Raw genomic sequence first — 21,061 nt, 5'->3', positions numbered from 1 at the left:
CTTGTAGAGGACACAACAAATCGATTTTAGGCTCTCAAGATAAACGCACACTTTAAAAGGAACCTATAATCTTCGAGAGAGAGCCATGACTACTCAATACTTACATGCAATGATCAGAACGACAGACCCTGACGCTAGCCACGTTTTTTATACCAAGGGCTTAAACCTTATTCAAACGCGACGCTATGACAGTGACAAAGGAAAGTTTTCATTGATCTATTATGCGTCCGAAGAAGGGGCTCCGGAGATCGAACTCACTTACAATTGGGATGATCGAGACTATAAAAACGGAGACCAGTTTGGGCACCTCGCTTTTCGTGTAGACGACATTTACACGGTATGTGCAAATTTAGAATCAATGGGGGTAATCATATTACGCCCTCCTCGCGATGGGCACATGGCATTTGTTAAAGACCCTAATGGTATATCCATTGAACTGCTTCAGGCCGGAGAGTCACTTTCCCCACAAGAGCCTTGGGCAAGCATGGAAAGTACCGGATCTTGGTAGCGTCTTTACACATAATTACAAAAAATTAATTGCCTGTGCAGAAAGCTACAAACTTAAGGTAGCATTAAGTGCCGCTAAGGAATATTATTAACTTATCCGAATAGTCAAATAAACGAGTACATGTAGATGTCTAGACCTTCTTTCAAATACAAAATTGCAACAGCACTGCTTCTAGCAGGGTTTGGTGCATCTGTATTTGCGGAGTCTATATATAATCCGAATATTGTTGCTCGTTTAGCCGACGGTGACCGCGATGGTGTTATTGATGCGAGAGACCAATGCGCGAATACTCCACTCGGAGCCAATGTAAACAATGTTGGCTGTAGCGCAGAATCTACAAAACTGCTTTCTGTTGAACTGAACATCCTTTTTGATTCAGGTAAAGATGTGGTGAAGCCTCGCTATTTCTCGGAAGTCAAAAAGCTTGCAGATTTTATGCGCAAGAACTCTCACTCTTCAATTGTCATAGAAGGTCACACTGACGACGTAGGCAGTGAAGAGCTGAACTTAGACCTTTCTCAACGCCGAGCATCTGCTATCGCTAATGTGCTAACAGACAGCTTTATGATTCGTAGAAGTCGTGTGAAAGGCGTAGGTTACGGAGAAAGCCGTCCTGTTTCTTCCAATGATACAGTGTTAGGCCGTGAACAGAACCGTCGTGTTGTCGCCGAAATCTTTGCTAGAAAAACTGCGAATGTAAAACGCTGGACAATATACAGCGTCGATCAAAACAAAAACACCGCGCTTCTTTCTGATCGTTAATACGATCCAATAGCCAGACCTACTAAACAGAACTACTTCCCCTATCTATTTGAGCTTTCTCGTCTCCCTCCTTCAATTGATATGCTTTTTCTTTGTTTCTGACTTAGTAAATCACCTTTATAGCCAGCAGCTACTTAAAAGTCATAACGTAAGACAGACAAGACCAAAAGAACATGACCAACGAACTATTATTTAGCATAAAAAAAAGGGCCTAGAATAGCGCCCTTTTTTTACCTAACTAAAGGTCAGTAACAAACATTACTGTAACTTAAAGCGACTTACCTGCTTTTGTAGGTCTGTAGCAAAGCCCAACATCTGGGTGCTTGCCTCCTCATTCTGCCCTGCTTCAATTGCAGTATTTTTTGAGGATTCTTTAAGCAAGTCACTGGTTACTCGAATTTGCTCAGCAACAGCACTTTGCTCTTCTGTAGCGCTAGCAACTTCTTGCATTCTACCGCGGACTTGTTCAGCGGCAGAACGAATATCATCAAGTGCTTTACTGGCATTTTCAACCTGAGTTACCGTTTCTTGCACCTGAAGACCGCCACGCTCCATTCGCTCTGAGGCATTATTTGTATTGGATTGAAGCTTTTCAACCACATCGCGAATTTCTTGGGTTGATTCTTGCACTCGTTGAGCTAACCCTCGCACTTCGTCTGCAACAACAGCAAAACCTCTTCCCTGCTCTCCAGCACGCGCAGCTTCAATTGCGGCGTTAAGCGCTAACAAGTTTGTTTGTTCTGCAACCGTATTGATCACTTCCACCACGTTACCGATGTCCGTACTGTCTTGCTCTACTTGATTTATTGCTTGCGTCGCCCGCTCAAACTCGTCTTTCAACTTAATGATCGAATTCGACACGCCATTTACAGCATCAGACCCGTTGTCTGCAAGCGTAGTCGCCGTAGCAGTCTCATCAGATGCAACAGAGGCATTGCTTGCTACATGCTGGATGGAATGAGAAACTTCCGTAATCGAGCTAGACACTTGCTCCGTCTCTTCATTGCTCTTCTCTGCAACATTTCGCATTCCTTTGCTGGACTCAACTACCTGAGTCGCTGCGGATGAAATTTCATAGCCTGATGACTGAACATTCTTTATAAGAGAAACAAAGCTGCTTAACATTCTAGATGTCGACAATCTTAGGCGAGCCACTTCATTACGCGTATCTTCATCGTCATCCGATTCTAAACGGTCTGTTAACTCACCCTGAGCCACACGTTCCAAAATTTGAGTAATACCTTGTAATGGCTTCAACGAGCGACTTAGAAAATACCCTAACGCCGAGACCAATACCGCAACCGCAATCACTGAAAATCCGAGTAATGCTAAAAGTAGGGGCTTCATTTGTTCGAGCCTCTCATTCCTCATACTGACACCATAAACTGTCCAAGGAGAATTAGGCACTTTTTCAAAGCTTACATAGATGTCACCGTATTTCGAGCGCTCTGTTTCAAATGAACCTCTTTTATCAGACAGCATTGCATCGAGATTGCTATTATTGCTATACAAATCCTTAAGGTACCCGTCGTGGTGAGTTTTGTGCGCAATCAACATACCTTTTAGCGACGTATCGTTGTAGACAAGGGCAGCGTAGCCACTGTTGCCAAACTTAACCTCTTCAAGGTTGTCCCGAAGCTCAGCCAACATTTTCGTAATCGGAAAACCGACGTACAATATAGCAACAACCTTGTTAGAAGAATTTGTTACTGGAACGTATTTGGTTAAATATGCTTTACCAAATAGCTGTGCTTCACCCACAAATTCTTGACCGTTCATCAGCTTCCCATAAGCTGGATGAGACTTACCTAAATACGTTCCAATGGTGCGTTTGCCCTGTGCATTTCTAAGCGATGTCGTCACCCTAATAAAGTCATCGCCGCTGCGAGCAAATACCGTTGCTGTGCCACCCGTTACGCTAGTAAACAAATCCACTTTGGAAAAATCCAATGCAACTTGCTTTCCTTCATAGAATAAACTGGGCGCTTTATTGGCACCAACCAATATTGGATTGCGTTCATCCAACTGAAACCCTTGACTGTAGTAACTCTCAAACACAGACGATAACATGCCAGTGCTTCTAAGAAATGAGCCGTATATGGTTGATAATTGTGACGAAAGCATATCAACCTTTCGATTTTGTTCGTCACTTTGCAAAGAGGTAAGAACACCAACAGACTGAAAACCGACAACAACAATAAAAACTGCCATTACGGTACTCACTAACAAAAACGCACCCAAACGCAACTGCTGCGTTAAGGACCACTTATTCACTGCCATTATTACTCCATTAGACTAAGAAATTATTAATATTTGAGTTTAAAGAAACATGTTTGAATCTAGATAAGCTGCAAATCAGCCATTAAAACGTCGGCCAATAAAGGAAATGATGATTAAGATGAGAGTGTGCGCAGATACCTTTCTAGCCCTCCTAGAAATAAAGAAGACTATCATTCAGTTTACAATAATCAAATCGTCTATTTCGCAAATAATTGATTTGGATCAATTATTTGCGAAATAGACGATTTGATTTCACGTTTTTTTGACAAATGTGGTTGCAGGCTTCATTAATTTGAAATATTTCCTTACATTTTAAGCGCGCTCATTCATGTCTATAGACAGAAAAACTCACCAGCAGTGTCTGCAACGACTGCTGAGTCTTGCCTCATGCTCCCATTCAAGATGAATTCCTTTTTAAGTCAAAATGAATTATCCGACTGTAAAGCTATCACAATCTTCTCGCATGAATTATTATTCAACATGGAATTAATAGTTCGCCAAAACATTACATGATCTAAAACATAATAGATCGGGCGTTAGCTTTACATAACCCGTCAGTTCGAAGAAATAACGCAAAGTGAAAAATTAGAGACACAAAGACATGTCGAAACACGATGAAACTCGGCTATTACTAAAAATAGCCACACTCTATTATCAAGAAGGTTTAAAACAAGCCCAAATAGCAAAAACACTTCGTCTGTCACAATCGCAGGTGTCACGTTCTGTCACACGATGCCTAAAAGAAGGTATTGTCAAAATTAACGTCGTGCAGCCGCCCAATGTATTTATTGCGCTTGAGTCCCATATCCAAAAAACCTTTGGTGTATCAAACGTCATTGTCGTCGATGTGGAAGACAATCCATCCGACACGCAAGTAAAACGCGCAATTGGCTCATCTGGCGCACATTACCTTGATACCACTCTGAGAGACGGTGATTTAATCGGTATTTCATCATGGAGCGACACGATCCGCTCTATGATCAGCTACCTAACACCGTCAAAAACGAAAACAGACGGCGTTATTCAACTCTTAGGTGGCGTGGGTCACAATGGCAGTATTCAAGCGACGATTCTCACACAAAACATGGCGGACATACTTTCTTGTCCTGCCTACATGTTGCCCGCGCAAAGTATCGAACAGTCCGTTGCAGAAAAGGACAAGCTTCTTGCAACAATGGGTGTATCCGAAGTCGTCAGCATGTTCAATAAGGTTAATTTAGCGATTGTCGGAATAGGCATGTTGGAGCCATCAAACCTGCTGCGTAACTCTGGAAATTACTTCGATGAAACAACACTGAAAGAGTTAGCAACACGCAATGCTGTGGGAGATATGTGCTTACACTATTACAATCAACAAGGTGAGCCCGTTCTAGAAAATGAAAACAACCCTGTTATTGGCATGACACTCGAACAACTCCATGCTTGTGAGCATGTCGTTGCACTTGCTGGCGGCTTAGACAAAGTTGAAGCGATTAAAGGCGCACTGCGCGGAGGCTACATAGACGTATTAATTACGGATAGAGTGACAGCTGAAGCCATCGCCCAATAATTCGACTCATCATCTATGACGCACAATTTGTCTTTCTGTCCTTACGAAGGCATCCTGCATTTCAGCACGGCGGCCTTCCAACCGAGATAACGCGTTTGCCAGTATTCATGTTTCGCTCTTTTCGGTTCAAACAATACTTCATGACGTTTGAGGTTGGCTAATGCTTCTTTATCACCCCACCAACCTATTTCTAAGCCGGCCAAAAAGCCAGCTCCCATCGCCGACACTTCAGCAACATCGCCTCGTCTTATTGTCACTCCTAGTAAATCCGCTTGAGCTTGCATCAACCAGTCATTATGTGTGGGACCTCCGTCTACACTGAGATACTCTATCGGCTCTGGTAATTCTTCTTGTATCAGATTGAATACATCGGCCACCTGAAAAATCACGGCTTCAAATGCAGCACGAGCAATGTCCGCTCGCTCGGTTCCACTTTTTAGACCGCTAAAAATTCCCGTTGCATCTAAATCCCAATACGGCGCACCGAGTCCAGATAACGCTGGGACAAAAAACACAGAGTGATCCTTATCTGCTTCTGCAGCAAGCTCACACATAGCTTCAATGTCTTCCACACCCAACATGCGTCGAACCCAATCAATGCCCGACCCTGTATGCGTAATGTTGCCTTCAAGCCCATAAAATAGGTCGCAGTCTTGCCATGCAATCGTTGTACTAATTTCACTACGAATCGCAGGAAGCTTCGGCACCGCAGCCATCACAGAGCTACCGGTGCCATAGGTTGCTTTTACAACGCCTTTATTAAAACCGCCGTGGCCGAACAGAGCAGCGTGAGAATCACCCACTTGCGACGCGATCGGAATGCCACTCTTTAACATACCGAATTCACGAGTTACTCCAACCACACATGAAGACCCAACAACTGTGGGCAATGCTTTTGCAGGAATATGCAGCTTCTTAAGAATTCCTGCCTCCCAGACGAGGTCTCGAATATTGAAAAGCTGAGTACGAGACGCATTAGAAACATCCGTAACAAATGTTTGATCGGTCATATTCCAAATCAGCCAACTGTTAATCGTACCGATGCATATCTCACCTTGCCCTGCACGCTCTTCGCCCATCGAAATTTGACTTAAAACCATGGATACCTTGGTCGCGGGAAACATAGGATCCAACGTCAATCCCGTTGCGGATTGAACATACTGACTAAAAATCTCATCTTCGCGTAATGACTCACATAAAGATTCAGAACGACGACATTGCCAACTGATCACATTAGATAGCGGCTTCCCTGTTTGGCGATCCCACAAGAGAACAGATTCACGCTGATTACTAATAGCAACGGCTTCTATATCCACTTTTTCAGCAGTGGATTTCAACGCAAGCTCAATTGATGCTTTCACTCTTTCGATCATTTCAAGCGGATCTTGCTCAACATGCCCCGCAGAAGGGTAACTAATAGATAAAGGGGAAGAACCCTTACCAATCACATCACCCTGCTTATCCATAAGTAAGGACTTAACATTCGTTGTACCTTCATCTATTGCCAAAATGACCTTTCGCATCAACTCTCTCGCTGTATTTACTATATTATTGCTATTAACGAACGTGACAATAAATCACGCCTTACCCCATCAAGTTCTGACAAACCAATGCAATTCCCGCACTGTCGATGGATAAGTTTTTACGTGTATAGGGTCGATCGCCAGCGGCAGCGTAATTACCGTCAGCAACACCTAACCGAGTTAACTGAGACTTCAAACCTTGTTCAGCGACCACTTCTGCTACTATGCTGCCTAGCCCACCGTTTATATTGTGCTCTTCAACCGTGACGACATGCGGCATACCTGACAACATATTCCCTAACAACTCACGATTAAGCGGGCGAATAGACGAAACGTTGATCACTGCGACATCAAGACCCGCTTCAATAAGAGAATCCGCCGCTGCTACTGCCTCATGGACGACCGATCCGAGGGCACAAATAGCCACTTTACTTCCCTTTCTTAGCAACGAAGGTTCACCCGGAACAAAACGATAATCCGTATCGTGTAACTCAGGCAATGCTTTACCGTCCATTCGAATATAAACTGGACCCATTTCACGAATGGCGTGCTCTATAATTTGCTTACATTCAATCGGGCAACTGGGCGCAAAAATTTGTATATTGCCAAACCCACGCATCGTGCTGATGTCATCAATGGCATGGTGAGTACTGGCCAGCGGGCCGTAGCTCGCACCAGAATTAAGCCCAAACAGTTTTACATTGGTATTGTTGTAGCACACGTCAACTTTAACTTGCTCGTTACTGCGCGACACCAAAAATGGCGCTGCATTACAAGTCGCCGCGACCTTGCCAGATAATGCAAGCCCTGCTGCTGTGCCTACCATCACTTGTTCAGCAATGCCCACATTCACAAGGCGATCGGGGAACTCGGCAACAAAAGGTTTAATTTTAGACGTTGATGTCGAGTCAGCCACCACAGGAACAAGATCCACGCCCGCTTTTACCGCATCGATAAAACACTGAACCATTATATTGGCAAAATGTTCGCTATTAGACATCTTCAAGCTCCTTTAATGCACGTTCAACTTCATCGCCTTTTGGTACGCGATGATGCCACTCAGGACGACCTGCAATAAACGACACACCCGCCCCTTTCACCGTATTGGCAATCACGACGTTGGGGCTGCTCTCGGCTTTTAAACTTTCCAACGTGTTTACCACGGAGCTTAAGTCGTTCCCCTCACAATGGGTGACGTTTAGACCAAAAGCTTTCCACTTATCTTCTAACGGATCTGTCTTCATAATGTCTTGCGTCGCACCCGCGAGTTGCAGGCTATTTTTATCATTGATCACAATGAGGTTATCAAGCTGATAATGCGCAGCTACTAGCGCTGCTTCCCAATTACTGCCTTCTGCTAACTCGCCATCACCCGTTAAAACAAACACTTTTCTAGCGCTACCATCACGTTTTGCCGCTAATGCCATGCCAACTGCTACGGGCAACCCATGGCCTAATGCTCCGGTATTCAGCTCAACACCGGGCGTCTTTTGCCTAACAGGATGCCCGGGCAAGTGTGAATCATTGTGCTGATAGGTAGGTAACCAATCGGGGGAAAAATAGCCGGCTTCCGCGAGACAGCAATAGTAACCACCTGCCGCATGACCTTTGGATTGAATGTAAATGTCACGATTATCGTCCGCTGTCCGATCCGGTGCGCAATTCAATATACGAAAGTACAAAGCAGTGACAATTTCAACTTGAGACAAGTCTGCACCAGTATGCCCACCTGCTGGGCTACCAGCATTCAACCGTATAATTTTTCGCCTTATCGATCGAGCTTTCTTCTCTAACTCGTCGATACTAAATTGAAAAGGATTCATAAATCCTCCTATCAGCAAACCATCAGGAATTTATTTTCCATCAAGAATATTTATTCATAGAATTTAAAAAAACACACGCGTCTAAGCGCTGTGTTTTTTTAAATTTGCGTTACCAGCAGACAAAGCCACCATCAACCAAAAGGTCCACACCTGTACAATAGGACGCCGCATCAGAAGCAAGAAAGATCGCTGGCCCAGCCATTTCATCCACTCTCGCCATTCGCCCCATTGGGGTTTGACTCTCAAATTCTTTTGTCTGATGAACCATTTCCGGCCTCGTATTCATCGGCGTTGCCGTGTACCCTGGGCTAATCGAATTCACACGAATCTTTTTATCCACCCACTCCATCGCCAAGCTTTTTGTCATATGAATGACGCCCGCTTTAGACGTATTGTAATGAGCTTGCTCTAAGCCCCGGTTAACAATCACACCTGACATAGAACCAATATTGACGATGGAACCACCGCCGCTTTTTTCCATCAATGTCGCTTCCGCTTTACACGAATTCCAAACGCCCGTTAGATTAATATCAATGACTTTTTGCCACTGTACAGGCTCCATTGCCAGCGCAGGATTTGCATTTGCGATCCCTGCTGCATTCACAGCGATATCAAGCCGACCAAATGCTGTCTCTGTTTGTGAAATCGCCGCTTCCAAAGACGCTACATCACATACATCACCAGTGCAGGCTATTGCTTCTCCACCGATACTTTGGATGCTTTTAAGCGTATCACTCAAGCCACCGTCTTCTCGCATATCAAAGCAGGTTACTTTTGCGCCAGCACTGGCCAAAGCATGAGCAATACACTGACCAATACCGCTTCCGGCACCCGTTACAAACGCAACACGTCCCGTAAGGTCGAACAATTTCGCCGCATTTACACTGAAATTTTGCATACCTTTCCTCATCAAATCGTCCGTTAGAAGAAGTTATCCAAACGCCGTTGCCAGTTCCATGACCGACACGTCGTTTGCGTCTTCTCGGTTAAGTATTCCCGTCATTTTGCCTTCTGCCATGACCATTATGCGGTTCGATATACCCAACACTTCTTCAAGATCCGAGCTAACCACAATCACAGCAATGCCCTTCTGGGCTAACTCAACAATAATCTCGTATATCGCAGATCGAGCACCCACGTCTATCCCTCTTGTTGGTTCATCTAAAACCACAACTTTTGGGTCTTTTGCCAACCACTTTGCGAGTATCACTTTTTGCTGGTTGCCGCCTGACATTTCGCCCGCATTTTGAGTACCTGTTCCTTTTACGCCAAAACGTGCGATTCCGTCCTTCGCGTATTTTTTAATACGCCTCGGGTTCAGAACTCCCAACTGAGAAATAGTCGACAAATTAGCGTACGCAATGTTGTCTTCAATGGAGTGATCAAGCACTAAGCCCTGTAGTTTTCGATCTTCTGGTACCAACACAACGCCACTTTCTATAGAACGCGTTGGTGTTTTCGGCGTAATTTCAACACCATCAAGAATCACTTTCCCGGAGGCAATAGGATCCGCCCCTGTAATAGCTCGTACCACTTCAGTACGACCCGCGCCAATCAAACCTGCAATACCAAATATTTCGCCTTTTTTCACCGCGAAATTAATATCGCTAAAACGACCACTCGGTGAAGAGAGTTGTTTTACTTCCAAACTAATCTCTTCGGATGGCGTTGGGATCGCAGGGAACATGCGATCAAGATCACGCCCCACCATGCTCTCTACCAGGGTTTTAACGGGAATGTCCGCAGAATCAAACTGCTTAACGCAATCGCCATCGCGCATGACGACAATCCGGTCAGCTACTTTTCGTATTTCTTCCAATCGGTGAGAGATATAGATAATTCCAACACCTTCGGCCTTCAAACGCTCAATCTGCTGAAACAACAGCTCTGTTTCAGCGCCGCCAAGCGCAGCAGTTGGCTCATCGAGAATAAGCAACTTGGCATTCAATGCCAGCGCCTTGGCAATCTCTATTAGCTGTTGATTGGCCGTCGACAAACCTCTTACTAAAGAGGAGGGAGAGACCGTCAACCCAAGTTTATCGATTTGAAGCTGAGCCTCTTCTTCCATCTTCTTCCGGCTAATGATGCCCCCGGCCCCCGGCCACCTACCGATAAACACATTTTCTGCAACCGACAAATGCTCCAATAATCGCAGTTCCTGATGAATCAAGACGAGACCTTGGTTGATCGCTTCACGCGGGCTGTTTGGCGCATACGGCTCACCCAACCAAGTCATCTCACCAGACGTTTGATGAAATCCGCCTGCAATAATGTTGGATGTTGTCGACTTACCTGCACCATTTTCACCTAAAAAAGCAACGACTTCGCCCGGATAAACCTCAAGATCCACCCCATGCAACACTTCAGTTGGACCAAAGCTCTTCCGGATATTTCGCAACGTGAGTATGGGTTTGTTGTTCACTGTCATAACAGGCTTCTCTCTTATCCTTTGCAAACTTATCCATTGCAAAAGAACTTTCGTCGTTTAAGTTATGCAGTCTCTCACCGAGCCATTCGTTCGACTGTCTTGTGATTTGAAATTACGCTAGGTTTTAAAACCTTCATCAACTAGAGAGACTGACTGGCAGCCATATCAAATAGCTGCCAGTAGAGCCCAATAACTTAGAAGTTATGGGTGATCGCTAATAAACGCATCTACGTTTGCAGAAGTCGTCAGCACAGCGTCGATAATTTGCTCTTTTGGAACCATTCCGCCAGCAGCAAGTTTGATTGCAGAATCCACCGCTAAACGTCCCATAGCACGTGTACTTTGAGTCGCAGTTACATCAAACACGCCTTGTTTAATGGCTTTTAATGCACCCGTATCACCATCATAGCCACCGACAAAGATTCTATGATCTGCACCCGATGCAGCAACAGCCTTTGCAGCCCCCATTGCCAAACCGTCTGCCTGACCAAACACCAAATTTACATTAGGATAGGCTTGCAATAAGTTTTGAGCGATTGAGAAACCTTCATCCTGTGACCAACGCTCACTCCATTGATCCGCAACTAATTTAACGCCGGGATTTTCAGCGATGGCCTGATTACAACCTTTAGTACGGTTAACCTCAGGTGTCACCCCTTTTTGCCCATGGATCATAATCATCTCGCCCTTACCACCAGCAAGATCAATGATGTGACTACATACTTTATAAGCAGACTTCACACCTTCCCCAGCAATAAAAGTATCACCCGGTTCCGTTTCTGCATTTCGGTCAACATTGACAACCGGAATACCCGCTCTACGCGCTAAACGAGGAGGTACAGTCGCTGCAGCCGCACCCGCAGGGATGTATAAGAACGCATCGATGTTCTGTGTCATCAAATCTTGGACCTGACTGACCTGAGTCGAGCTGTCATCGTTTGCATTTACCGTGATAACCTTAATTCCCTTTTTACTTGCGTACTCCTCTACCGACTCCTTAATTTGGATAAAATAGTTTGCTGAAAGGTTAGGTACAGCTAAGCCAATTTTCGTGACTTCAGCGGCACTCGCTCCACCAGCAACAAATGAAGTAGCAACAGCACCAGCTAATAACAATTTTTGGATCTTCATCGGGTACAACCCTCCTACGTTTTTATTTTTATTAAAATCCGCGTACGACAAAATTGCGGGTTCTAAGGATATCCGACACTCAAACTCATCGGTTGGTTTTCTATTGGCGAAGGTTTGCTTAGATCACATCCGCCCTGCATGGCTACTTAAAAAGCCAATGATAAAATTCGTTTTTTAACGCTTTTTCAGCGCTTCAATTGCGACCGCCAAAGCGATCACAAAACCAATCACAACTTGCTGCATGAAGGGAGAGACGCCAAGTAAATTCAAACCGTTTCTCAAGACACCAATGATCAACACGCCGATAATAGTTCCGACTAAGCTTCCCGTACCACCTGATAGGCTCGTACCACCGATCACCACTGCGGCAATGGCATCTAATTCATAAGACACACCCGCTTGAGGCTGAACCGAATCTAACCGTGCGCCGAGTAACACTCCCGCAACACCTGACAACACAGCGGCAAATACATAGACGCCAACGGTATGCAGCTTAACTTTGATTCCCGCTAAACGAGCAACCTCAGCGTTTCCACCAATCGCGTACAAGCTGCGGCCGCCTGACGTAAATTTAAGATACGCCCAGCAGATTAAGAAAATCGCTAACATGATGCCAACCGTTATGGTGATGACACCGCCATAACGAATCACCGCCATTAAGTTAAACCAAATAGGAAAACTGATGATTTGATGGCCGTCTGTCACCATATTGGCTAATCCACGCGCGGCAGACATCATTGCAAGCGTCGCTATAAACGCAGGCACCCGAAAGAATGCGATGAGTAAACCAGAGACCAATCCCGCCATACCCGCGACGATTAATCCAAACAAGATGGCTGATCCCATCGGCCACCCCGCTTCTTTAGCGAGATACCCCATCACCATTCCAGCCAGCGCAAGCACCGAGCCCACTGACAAATCGATTCCGCCAATCAAAATGACAAACGTCATTCCCACCGCAAGGATGCCAAGAACCGTGATCTGATCGAGAATGTTGACGAAGTTTCTTAGTGAGAAAAAAGATTCTGTTGAGAAAGAAAGGAAAGCACACAGTAGTAACAAGCCAATCAACGGGCCTGTTGAACCACTGATGAATGAGAAAGACGTACCACCAAGAGATAATGGAGCACCTTGTCGGCTTCGCATCATGGATATCACTCCTAAAAGGCGTTTAATATTTTTTATTTTAACGCACTACAATGTTGCGACTGAATATTTATTCAATCAAGTATTTTTATTCTTTAAACATTCTGGTTTGTACTCTATTATTTGTCAACTTATGGGATGATAAAAAAACAGGAAACTTCAATTTGCCAATAAAAGTCTAAAAAACCGAAAGATTAAACGTGAAAAATACAGATCGTTTTTAGAACCCTTACTCATAAAATAAAACAAAAAATGGAGCGAACCATGCACACTGACGTCAAAAATGTAGTCGTATGCGGAGGTAACAAAGGCATAGGATTAGGCATTACAGAGCGCTTTTTACAGGATGGACACAACGTCGTTGTCGGTACGATCGACCAAAATTACGATGAAACAGTAATACAACTGAAGGAACAGTATCCAACGCAGATCGTTCACTTTGTGCAATGTGATGTTAGTAATGTAGCGTCCATAAAAAGCTTCTACAAAAGTGCTTACGAAAGAATGGGGTCAATCGATGTCTCGGTTCAAAACGCAGGGGTGATCCGCATATCCAAACTTGAAGAAGTCACCGAAAAAGATTGGGACATTACGCTAGACGTGAACACAAAAGGCATGTTCTTCTGCTGTAAAGAAGCCATTTATTACATGAAGCTAGCAGGCCAAGGTGGCCGTTTGATAAACACGGCCTCAGGGCAAGCCAGAGAAGGTTTCATTTACACCCCTCACTACGCAGCCAGTAAATTTGGTGCTATGGGGTTAACTCAGAGCTTAGCGAAAGAAGTCGCAGCCGACCACATCACCGTCAACTCCATTTGCCCCGGCATCATCCACACAGACATGTGGGATTACAATGACAAAGTATGGGGCGAACTTATGGGCGATTTTAAACCGGGTGAACTGATGGCTTCCTGGGTGGAAAATATCCCCATGAAACGCGCTGGAAGCGTAAAAGAAGTCGCTGGACTCGTTGCGTTTCTAGCAGGACCCGATGCAGCATACATTACAGGGCAAGCTATCAATGTCGATGGCGGGTTGATCATGTCTTAACCCGATTCATTTACAATTTTACTGGTAAGTCTGATAGCATGAGTGCATCAATCTGAAACAGGTAGGACTCGATATGACTACGACGCCACAGAGTAAATCGATCCGCTTGCTTTACCAGCCTCTGTGCTTACCATGTGGCACGGTCTTAAAAAACCGCATCGTCAAATCTGCGATGTCAGATTGTTTAGGCGACGGAGAAGGCAATGCGACAGAAGCCCAAGCGAGACTTTATGAGCGATGGGCACTCGGTGGCGTAGGTCTGGCTCTTATAGGAGAAGCTCAAATCCTACCTGATGCTCCCGAATCCCCAGCCAATCTCGTATTAAATGCACAAACAGATATCGAGTCCCTTCAGCGGCTGACAAAAAAAGCCTCAACCAATCAAATGCACATTTGGCCTCAACTTGGTCATGCGGGATGCTTGTCTGCGGCATCCATAACGCCTTCAACCAAAGGCCCTTCGGCTCTTGAACTACCAGAGTTACAATGCGACGCATTGAGCAACGAAGAAATACAAAATCTCCCAAAACAGTATGCAAACGCAGCATTAATAGCACAAAAGACCGGCTTCACTGGAGTACAAATCCATGCGGGACACGGTTTTCTTCTCAGCCAATTTTTATCTCCCCTCTTCAATCGCCGCCAAGATGAATACGGCGGATCAATTGAAAATCGACTTTGGATCATCATACAGATCATTGAAAAAGTACGTGCTAGCGTCGGCCCTAACTTCCCAATTGGCATAAAAATAAATTCTTCCGATCAGCTAGAAGGAGGCCTAACGCAACAAGACTCTCTCTGTGCCATACGGCTACTCGACAAAACATCACTGGATTTAATCGAAATCAGCGGTGGTTCATACTTTCCGGGTGCTGAATCTAGCTCCGACAAGGTATCTAGCGGCCCTTACTTTGTCGAATTTGCAAAGCAAGCCAAGTACCTAACAAGCATTCCTATCGTAGTAACCGGCGGATTCAAAAACAGACAACAGGCCATCGACGCTCTGGCTAATGAAAGTACCGATGCAGTCGGTCTCGCACGTGCGCTCGCATTAAACCCACAATTAGCGAATGATTGGAAAAACACCGACACCCCAATCAAAGATCCTGAATTTCCAAGCTTTCGTCAACCTCCTCCAGGTGGCATCACCGCTTGGTATACTCAGCGTTTAACAGATATCGCAACAAGTGAGTACATCACCACTTCCACGAGAGATCAAACGATCAACTTAACCCAAGCCATCGACTGGCTCAAGAAATCAGAAAACGTTAAAAGTGAGAAATGGAAAAAACACTTCGGAATGAGTGAGGGGTAAGGGAACCTGCGAATAAGTCGGCAACATGAGACAATCTCAACGACTTAAGCCGACTAAGACTCCTAATGTGGTGTAAAAAAACGAGAGGAAACTAAAGGAAAGAAGCTGGATTGAATGATTGCTGAAATGCCCAGTAAGATACGAGCTTGGAAGAAACGTCCTCGTATAAATAAGAACCCCATCCGAACAGAGTATTTAAAGGCCAGTATCAGAGCCAAAGTCGAGCACCCGTTTAGAATACTAAAATGCCAGTTTGGCTTCCGAAAAGTCGTCTACAAAGGCTTGTCGAAGAATGACAATAAGCTTGCCGTCTTATTTGCGCTTGGAAACTTACTGCGAGTCGACCAAATGATACGATCTGCACGGGGTTAGTCCGTCTAGCGGCTCCAAAAATGGGAGTGAAAATCCCAAAATGGCGTTAAAAGCGCTCGAAATTTATGTTTATAGAGCGCAAATGTAAAATATCAACGGTGAGCTAGTACAGCTGAGCGACTAATAGACTGAGTTATTCGAAGGTTCCCTAAGCCATCTGGAACGCCTTTATTTTTCCGAGATTGAGAGTTCTTTATTCAACAATTATAAAAAGTCAGTTTCCAGTTGGTTCGCAGGTTAATTTCATTCTGGGAAAGTAAATTTGACATTTTTGTTCGCTCCACGGTGCTGCGACCTTAAAATCAAATCCACCTAATCTTAGAGTCAAGTCAACGGGGTAAATAGATGGGTAATTTCTTTCTAAATTTAACCCAGAATCACCCATTTCACAAAAACGGACTGTCTTTTTCTCTCTTAAGTTATACGTATAAATACAGGGGTCATTATTTTTTATATAGACAATATAATGAGCTGACTTTCTTTTCGGTAAAATTTGGTCTGTCTGATAGTATCTATATTGGTCAATATCATCAGCAAAAACGCCTATCGAGAAAAAAATCAAAAAAAACGACGACATATAAATATTCACTCTAAAGTACCTATTCTAGAAATAATACGATTTTCATCCACTTTAAACTTTGTAGTCCATTCTTTTTTATTCAACATCACTCCATAAAAGTTGGATGTTTCACCACTGAGTCCTTCCTGTTGATCTTTATAAATCGCCGGAACAATCTGTTTTCTGGTATTACCACGCTTATCCTTGGAGCCTGTATAGTCCCCTCGGTAGGTCAAATCAATAAGCACGTCTTTTACATTTTGCGGCAACGCATCCCAATCGACTTTCTTCTTCTCATCCCCCAAGTATTCTTTACAGACATCGGCTTTTGTCGTTAGGTGTTTGGCCTTTTTTTGGTAATCCGCATAAATCTCTAAAAACAGATAATGCTGCATTTTACGCGTGATTGTTTGCTCATCTTTAGGCACATTTTTGTCCAGTGTTAGCCAGTAATCATACGCAGCATTCTTTTTCTTGCCTGCACCACCTTTTAGCCAATTTAATAGTTTATCGCTAATTGGCTCGGCGTTTTTCGCTGCGGCCGCAAAGAGTTGAGCCACCTCATTAGCATCACGACACCCTATGTCCAACCCTCGGCCAATAGTAATACCAGAATTGTCTATGACTTTTCCATTGTTATTGGGAACGTGTGCGACGCGTGTAAAGTAAATACTTCCCTCTATATCATCGCCTTCTGAATCAAACGTTAATGCCCCTTTCGGCACGGTTAACCATTTCATATCCATTTCATCATCGTTATTTTTCCACTCACCAACTAAGGCTTCGTCAAGCCCAAGAAGGGTTCCTCTATTGACCGTGCCATTACTTTCACCGATTTGGTAATCCAAGTGGATGGTATGAGTTTCTTTGAATGTCTTTTGAAAATCTTCAACTCGCTTCTGAGTTGTCGGCCCAAAGTCGCCGTCGACGCCTGCGCGACCAAGGTCGAAGTTCATTGCGATAAGTGCTCTTTGTATGCGCTTAACATCTCCTTTTCGCTTACTTCCCCTACTTACGCAGGCTTCGTTTTCATTGGCAAGTTTTTCAAGGTATGTCGACGTCTTTAAAAGTGACGATTTTAGAGTGTTGGATGGTGGCAGAGGTCGAACCGTTCTAGAAGGAGTCCACTGATTTTTTTCATTCACAACCGGGGCACTTCTCACGTATCGAGCAGGCTCTCCTTCAGTGTGTTCCACTGGTTCCAATTCGAGTAAAGCGGTCTCGGTCAATTCAGTAACTTGCAGTTCTGGGGCGCTTTCTGATTCATTGCCGCCAGAGTCGTATTCGATCTCGCCATCAAATGTGACACTGTTAGAATCAAAATAGACATTGCTTCCCCACAGTTTGATGTTACCTTGCTGATCGATTTTTATACCGCCTGTACCATCGGTGATAACGATGTCTCCTTGGCTTTCGAGCTGCATTTCGCCACCGTTAACTTGAACCGTCGTTGAGCCCCCTTGTATCAACGTTTCAGCATTACCGCCACTGACAGTTTGCATTAGGCCATTTTTAGCGTGTTGAGTAATCGGTTTCGCTTGCGCCCAAATCGAAACATCGCCTTCGGTACTTGTAATGGAGAGGTTATTTTTGGATTCCAAATTCATTTCTTCAGCAGATTGAAACGTTATCGCATCGTTTTCAGTAATGATGCTGGCCTGTTGTTTGGCTTTAATGTCTATCTGCTGCCCTGCTTCGAAAACGATGGATTCTTGAGCGCTCATTTGTACCGTTAGGCTGGCATTAAGGTTAATGCCCCCGTATATGCAGGTCAGACGAATGTAGTGTTCTTTGTCACTTCCAAACAGGTCGAGCATTGTTTGGCCATCAAAAGTGAAGAGCGCAAACCGATGATTGTTCGGACTGTCATCCATTAAAAGTTCATTCTGCGATGAAGTAACAATACGGTGTTGAGTTTGGTTGCTGTCACTGACAGGGCCGTCTTTCCCCAAACTCGGGATAAAGCCCACTATGGCCATACGGTTGGGATCATTATTCAAGCACGTAACCAAGATGCTGCTGTCATTCAGCATGGGAAAGTGCCACCCTACCGCTTCGCCCTCTTTCGTTTTCGGAGAGCTGTACGGCAAAATACGCTCTACCAATGGACTCGCTTGCGCATGACTGTATTCAGAACGTTCGGTCGGTGTTTCAAATTCTGGACGGAACCGGTAATAGCCATTTTGAGTAAGTTGAGCGTATTCATGCTGACTTTCAATACGAGCAGCAAAAAATTGAGGCAAGTGCTGTGGTTCAATACGCTCTGGTCGAATCGGCGTTTCTCTGGGAAGAGCAACTGCAGTATTAGAGTACTGAAGCCCTGAACCATCACTCAACGTGCTGGCTTTATGCTGCACACTGACTAAGCGTATATCGCCCTGTTCTAACTGGTAGCCCAGACATCGACTGCTCTCCATCACCAAACTATGACCCGCGGTTAAAAGAGGCTGATGGCTGACTATCTCTAATAAAAGTGCTTTTTGATTAGCGTGCTGTTGGGCAAATAAAGCCCGCTGTGTCGCTTCGGCTTCAGGTCTTGGCGGAGTAAACAGTTCGTGATTTACATGTGTAGGCGTAAGGCTATTTTGCGATGCATCCGCTCGATTTGAATGATGCAATGCCGCATTCGTCGCCGCTCCGTAACGTGTAGAAACCGCATTAAATTCAGGCAACACACTCACAATACGATTGCGTCTATGCGAAGGAGACAAGCCAGAAACACGTTGCACCCATTCTATATTTGGTAAGTACTTTGATAAATAAGGCGAATTGGAAAGAATCAATTGCTCATGAAGCATGTCTGCGTCGTGGTTGAACCAAAAGTTCGCGCCCACTTCAGCAAGCAATCGTTTAAAGAAATCATAATTGCTTTCTTGCGCTTGAAGAAATGGCCCATTAGGCGCAGAAACCTCATCCACAGACCACGTAATCTCATATCGATAGTAGCCCATATCTTCAAGCAAGCGATAGATCAGCTCTTTACGAGACAACTGCATCCAGAGTTTGGTGCGAGTTTGTAAGGTGCCACGCTGCAATTTATTGGTGATCTTTACCTTCCAAAAATGACGACCTCGATCCCACGATTCGTGAACAGCTGCGATATCACCGTACCACCAGCGTTCCGTATCGCCCGAACGGATTTGGAGCGTTGCAAACGTACCAATCAAAGCGCGAGATTCAGAGTCTGTAAAACCGGATGTCAAACGACTGGAGGTTGTAACGCAAAGGTCCAGACAGTCATTGACTGCTTCAGAGCCTTCTAAGGTTTGAATAGGAAAAACGCCAGAGTCCAGATGTAGAAAAATCTGGGTGCGAGAATGATCTGTCAAAGTGATGTCCTTATCGAATCGAAAACAATCTATCGCGATCTAAATAATAAAATCGCATCAAAGCATCCTGCTTTATGGGCAGATATTCTATCGGCAAGCCAAAAGGAATGGTAGTGTTTTCTTACCCCATTCCTATGGCGACTCAAAGAAGAAAATCTCAGTAAAAAACTAACTCATCACACGGGAAGCGGACACAAATTCGCAGAGCTTTTGTGTGTCGATGGCTCTGCACACTTCACTTTCGGCCATTTTAAAGACAGGTACATCGTCGGCGGCGAACATGGCGTTGATGACCGCTTCTTCTATGGATTCCACCACGGCAAGGTAAAAATCGTCAAAAACCTCATCGTTAAGGTAATCCATCGTTTGGTGTGATTCACTCAATTGCGGCATGTTTTTAGAGTTTGCAGTACTGAACGCTAAAAATATATCACCGGAATTGTTGCCGCCGGGTGAGCCATTACGCCCAATGCCTATCGCGGCACGTTTCGCCATGCGTTTTAATTGATGAGGGAGCATGGGCGCATCCGTTGCAATAACAACAATGATAGAGCCTTGTTCATGCAAAGGGTGAATAAGATTTTCGTTGTCATGCAGCCCAAACGGAGCACCGAGCACGTTAAACCATTTTCTAACCCCGTGATTAGCCTGAACCAAAGCCCCGACGGTGTATTCACGATCATCAACCTTAATGAGTCTCGAAGAACTTCCGGTGCCACCTTTGTAATCATAGGCGATCATCCCTGTTCCACCGCCAACGTTGCCCTCTTGAATCGGACCACTTTGCGCATCATCAAGGGCATCTTGTGCATCTTGTTCAGTTACGTGCATCGCATTGATGTCGTTTAAGATCCCATCAAAGGTTTCTGCTACAACTGGCATCGCCCATAAATGATGCTCTGTCCACGCTTCTTTATACTGATTGATTGTCCATTTCACGGCAGCGTGATGGGTAATGCCAACAGCATGAGAATTTGTAATCATGATCGGGCCTGTAAAGTATCCCCCATCTTGAATCCAATGGGTTCCTGTCATTTCCCCATTACCATTTAGTGCATACATTCCTGCCCAAACCGGCTGCGGCGTGTTGCTTCTTCCGCGAGGTAAAATGGCCGTAACGCCCGTTTGTTTTTGCGATGCGTTTTCGTGATCAATCAGAGTTTTGTACCCGACTTGGACCCCTGCCACATCGGTAATATTGTTATTCACGCCTGTTTTCCCTGAAAAAGGCAAACCCATTTCACGAGCTCTTAATTTCGTTTTCATAGATACATCCTCAAGAAAAC

Annotated in this window: 15 protein-coding genes and 1 pseudogene; 6 read left to right on the top strand and 10 right to left on the bottom strand. The window is 44.7% G+C overall.

The genetic code is table 11. The features are described 5' to 3' along the window. Positions 1 to 85: 85 nt before the first annotated feature. Both DFP79_RS03810 and DFP79_RS03805 read left to right on the top strand, forming a co-directional pair. Positions 86 to 508 carry a VOC family protein gene (locus DFP79_RS03810; RefSeq protein ID WP_133502604.1) on the top strand — a complete coding sequence of 141 codons (423 nt, stop codon included), beginning with the start codon at positions 86 to 88 and terminating at the stop codon, positions 506 to 508. 126 nt (positions 509 to 634) lie between these two features. Then, positions 635 to 1,270: an OmpA family protein gene (locus DFP79_RS03805; protein ID WP_133502603.1), complete on the top strand. Its 636-nt coding sequence runs from the start codon at positions 635 to 637 to the stop codon at positions 1,268 to 1,270. A 258-nt stretch (positions 1,271 to 1,528) separates the two neighbouring features. Here the strand turns inward: DFP79_RS03805 and DFP79_RS03800 are convergent, their stop codons facing one another. Then, entirely contained in the window at positions 1,529 to 3,550 is a 2,022-nt protein-coding gene (locus DFP79_RS03800) for a methyl-accepting chemotaxis protein (RefSeq protein WP_133502602.1), read from the bottom strand. A gap of 601 nt (positions 3,551 to 4,151) precedes the next feature. On the opposite strand from DFP79_RS03800, the gene DFP79_RS03795 reads away from it, so the two are divergent. Beyond that, positions 4,152 to 5,099, top strand: coding sequence for a sugar-binding transcriptional regulator (locus DFP79_RS03795; RefSeq protein WP_133502601.1), 948 nt, complete (start codon positions 4,152 to 4,154; stop codon positions 5,097 to 5,099). 41 nt (positions 5,100 to 5,140) lie between these two features. Here DFP79_RS03795 and DFP79_RS03790 read toward each other — a convergent pair whose 3' ends face one another. The 7 genes from DFP79_RS03790 to DFP79_RS03760 all read right to left on the bottom strand — a co-directional run bounded on the left by DFP79_RS03790 (position 5,141) and on the right by DFP79_RS03760 (position 13,153). Further along, positions 5,141 to 6,622 carry an FGGY family carbohydrate kinase gene (locus DFP79_RS03790; RefSeq protein ID WP_133502600.1) on the bottom strand — a complete coding sequence of 494 codons (1,482 nt, stop codon included), beginning with the start codon at positions 6,620 to 6,622 and terminating at the stop codon, positions 5,141 to 5,143. 61 nt (positions 6,623 to 6,683) lie between these two features. Continuing rightward, on the bottom strand, positions 6,684 to 7,622 hold the full coding sequence (locus DFP79_RS03785; RefSeq protein ID WP_133502599.1) for a transketolase family protein: 939 nt from the start codon (positions 7,620 to 7,622) through the stop codon (positions 6,684 to 6,686). Then, a complete protein-coding gene (locus tag DFP79_RS03780) occupies positions 7,615 to 8,445 on the bottom strand; it encodes a transketolase (protein WP_133502598.1) in 831 nt (276 codons plus the stop codon). The genes DFP79_RS03785 and DFP79_RS03780 overlap by 8 nt, the downstream gene beginning before the upstream one ends. Positions 8,446 to 8,554: 109 nt before the next feature. After that, positions 8,555 to 9,343, bottom strand: a complete 789-nt coding sequence (locus tag DFP79_RS03775) for an SDR family oxidoreductase (protein WP_133502597.1) — start codon at positions 9,341 to 9,343, stop codon at positions 8,555 to 8,557. A gap of 33 nt (positions 9,344 to 9,376) precedes the next feature. Then, the gene (locus DFP79_RS03770; protein WP_133502596.1) at positions 9,377 to 10,873 is read right to left on the bottom strand and encodes a sugar ABC transporter ATP-binding protein; all 1,497 of its coding nucleotides are present in this window, start codon (positions 10,871 to 10,873) and stop codon (positions 9,377 to 9,379) included. A 201-nt stretch (positions 10,874 to 11,074) separates the two neighbouring features. Next, positions 11,075 to 12,004, bottom strand: coding sequence for a substrate-binding domain-containing protein (locus tag DFP79_RS03765; protein ID WP_013660781.1), 930 nt, complete (start codon positions 12,002 to 12,004; stop codon positions 11,075 to 11,077). A gap of 174 nt (positions 12,005 to 12,178) precedes the next feature. After that, positions 12,179 to 13,153, bottom strand: coding sequence for an ABC transporter permease (locus DFP79_RS03760; protein WP_013660780.1), 975 nt, complete (start codon positions 13,151 to 13,153; stop codon positions 12,179 to 12,181). Between the two features lie 261 nt (positions 13,154 to 13,414). Between DFP79_RS03760 and DFP79_RS03755 the strand changes: the two genes are divergently transcribed. The 3 genes and pseudogenes from DFP79_RS03755 to DFP79_RS03745 all read left to right on the top strand — a co-directional run. Beyond that, the gene (locus DFP79_RS03755; protein WP_133502595.1) at positions 13,415 to 14,200 is read left to right on the top strand and encodes an SDR family oxidoreductase; all 786 of its coding nucleotides are present in this window, start codon (positions 13,415 to 13,417) and stop codon (positions 14,198 to 14,200) included. Positions 14,201 to 14,273: 73 nt separating this feature from the next. Next, positions 14,274 to 15,515: an NADH:flavin oxidoreductase/NADH oxidase family protein gene (locus tag DFP79_RS03750; RefSeq protein ID WP_133502594.1), complete on the top strand. Its 1,242-nt coding sequence runs from the start codon at positions 14,274 to 14,276 to the stop codon at positions 15,513 to 15,515. Positions 15,516 to 15,584: 69 nt separating this feature from the next. Beyond that, positions 15,585 to 15,887: pseudogene (locus DFP79_RS03745) on the top strand (transposase); the annotation flags it as partial. A 585-nt stretch (positions 15,888 to 16,472) separates the two neighbouring features. On the opposite strand, the gene DFP79_RS03740 reads toward DFP79_RS03745, so the two are convergent. Both DFP79_RS03740 and DFP79_RS03735 read right to left on the bottom strand, forming a co-directional pair. Next, entirely contained in the window at positions 16,473 to 19,775 is a 3,303-nt protein-coding gene (locus DFP79_RS03740) for a pesticin C-terminus-like muramidase (RefSeq protein ID WP_133502593.1), read from the bottom strand. Positions 19,776 to 19,943: 168 nt separating this feature from the next. After that, positions 19,944 to 21,041, bottom strand: coding sequence for a DmpA family aminopeptidase (locus DFP79_RS03735; RefSeq protein ID WP_133502592.1), 1,098 nt, complete (start codon positions 21,039 to 21,041; stop codon positions 19,944 to 19,946). Positions 21,042 to 21,061: the final 20 nt, after the last annotated feature.

It is taken from the genome of Marinomonas balearica, from assembly GCF_004362145.1.
Taxonomy (GTDB): domain Bacteria; phylum Pseudomonadota; class Gammaproteobacteria; order Pseudomonadales; family Marinomonadaceae; genus Marinomonas; species Marinomonas balearica.
This window is presented reverse-complemented; position numbering and strand designations above follow the sequence as displayed.

What these genes read in the sequence shown, in the direction of transcription:
- DFP79_RS03775 (WP_133502597.1), bottom strand. Translation starts at nt 9,343, where the DNA reads ATGCAAAATTTCAGTGTAAATGCGGCGAAATTGTTCGACCTTACGGGA.
- DFP79_RS03780 (WP_133502598.1), bottom strand. Translation starts at nt 8,445, where the DNA reads ATGAATCCTTTTCAATTTAGTATCGACGAGTTAGAGAAGAAAGCTCGA.
- DFP79_RS03790 (WP_133502600.1), bottom strand. Translation starts at nt 6,622, where the DNA reads ATGCGAAAGGTCATTTTGGCAATAGATGAAGGTACAACGAATGTTAAG.
- DFP79_RS03805 (WP_133502603.1), top strand. Translation starts at nt 635, where the DNA reads ATGTCTAGACCTTCTTTCAAATACAAAATTGCAACAGCACTGCTTCTA.
- DFP79_RS03785 (WP_133502599.1), bottom strand. Translation starts at nt 7,622, where the DNA reads ATGTCTAATAGCGAACATTTTGCCAATATAATGGTTCAGTGTTTTATC.
- DFP79_RS03770 (WP_133502596.1), bottom strand. Translation starts at nt 10,873, where the DNA reads ATGACAGTGAACAACAAACCCATACTCACGTTGCGAAATATCCGGAAG.
- DFP79_RS03760 (WP_013660780.1), bottom strand. Translation starts at nt 13,153, where the DNA reads ATGATGCGAAGCCGACAAGGTGCTCCATTATCTCTTGGTGGTACGTCT.
- DFP79_RS03810 (WP_133502604.1), top strand. Translation starts at nt 86, where the DNA reads ATGACTACTCAATACTTACATGCAATGATCAGAACGACAGACCCTGAC.
- DFP79_RS03735 (WP_133502592.1), bottom strand. Translation starts at nt 21,041, where the DNA reads ATGAAAACGAAATTAAGAGCTCGTGAAATGGGTTTGCCTTTTTCAGGG.
- DFP79_RS03750 (WP_133502594.1), top strand. Translation starts at nt 14,274, where the DNA reads ATGACTACGACGCCACAGAGTAAATCGATCCGCTTGCTTTACCAGCCT.
- DFP79_RS03765 (WP_013660781.1), bottom strand. Translation starts at nt 12,004, where the DNA reads ATGAAGATCCAAAAATTGTTATTAGCTGGTGCTGTTGCTACTTCATTT.
- DFP79_RS03795 (WP_133502601.1), top strand. Translation starts at nt 4,152, where the DNA reads ATGTCGAAACACGATGAAACTCGGCTATTACTAAAAATAGCCACACTC.
- DFP79_RS03755 (WP_133502595.1), top strand. Translation starts at nt 13,415, where the DNA reads ATGCACACTGACGTCAAAAATGTAGTCGTATGCGGAGGTAACAAAGGC.
- DFP79_RS03800 (WP_133502602.1), bottom strand. Translation starts at nt 3,550, where the DNA reads ATGGCAGTGAATAAGTGGTCCTTAACGCAGCAGTTGCGTTTGGGTGCG.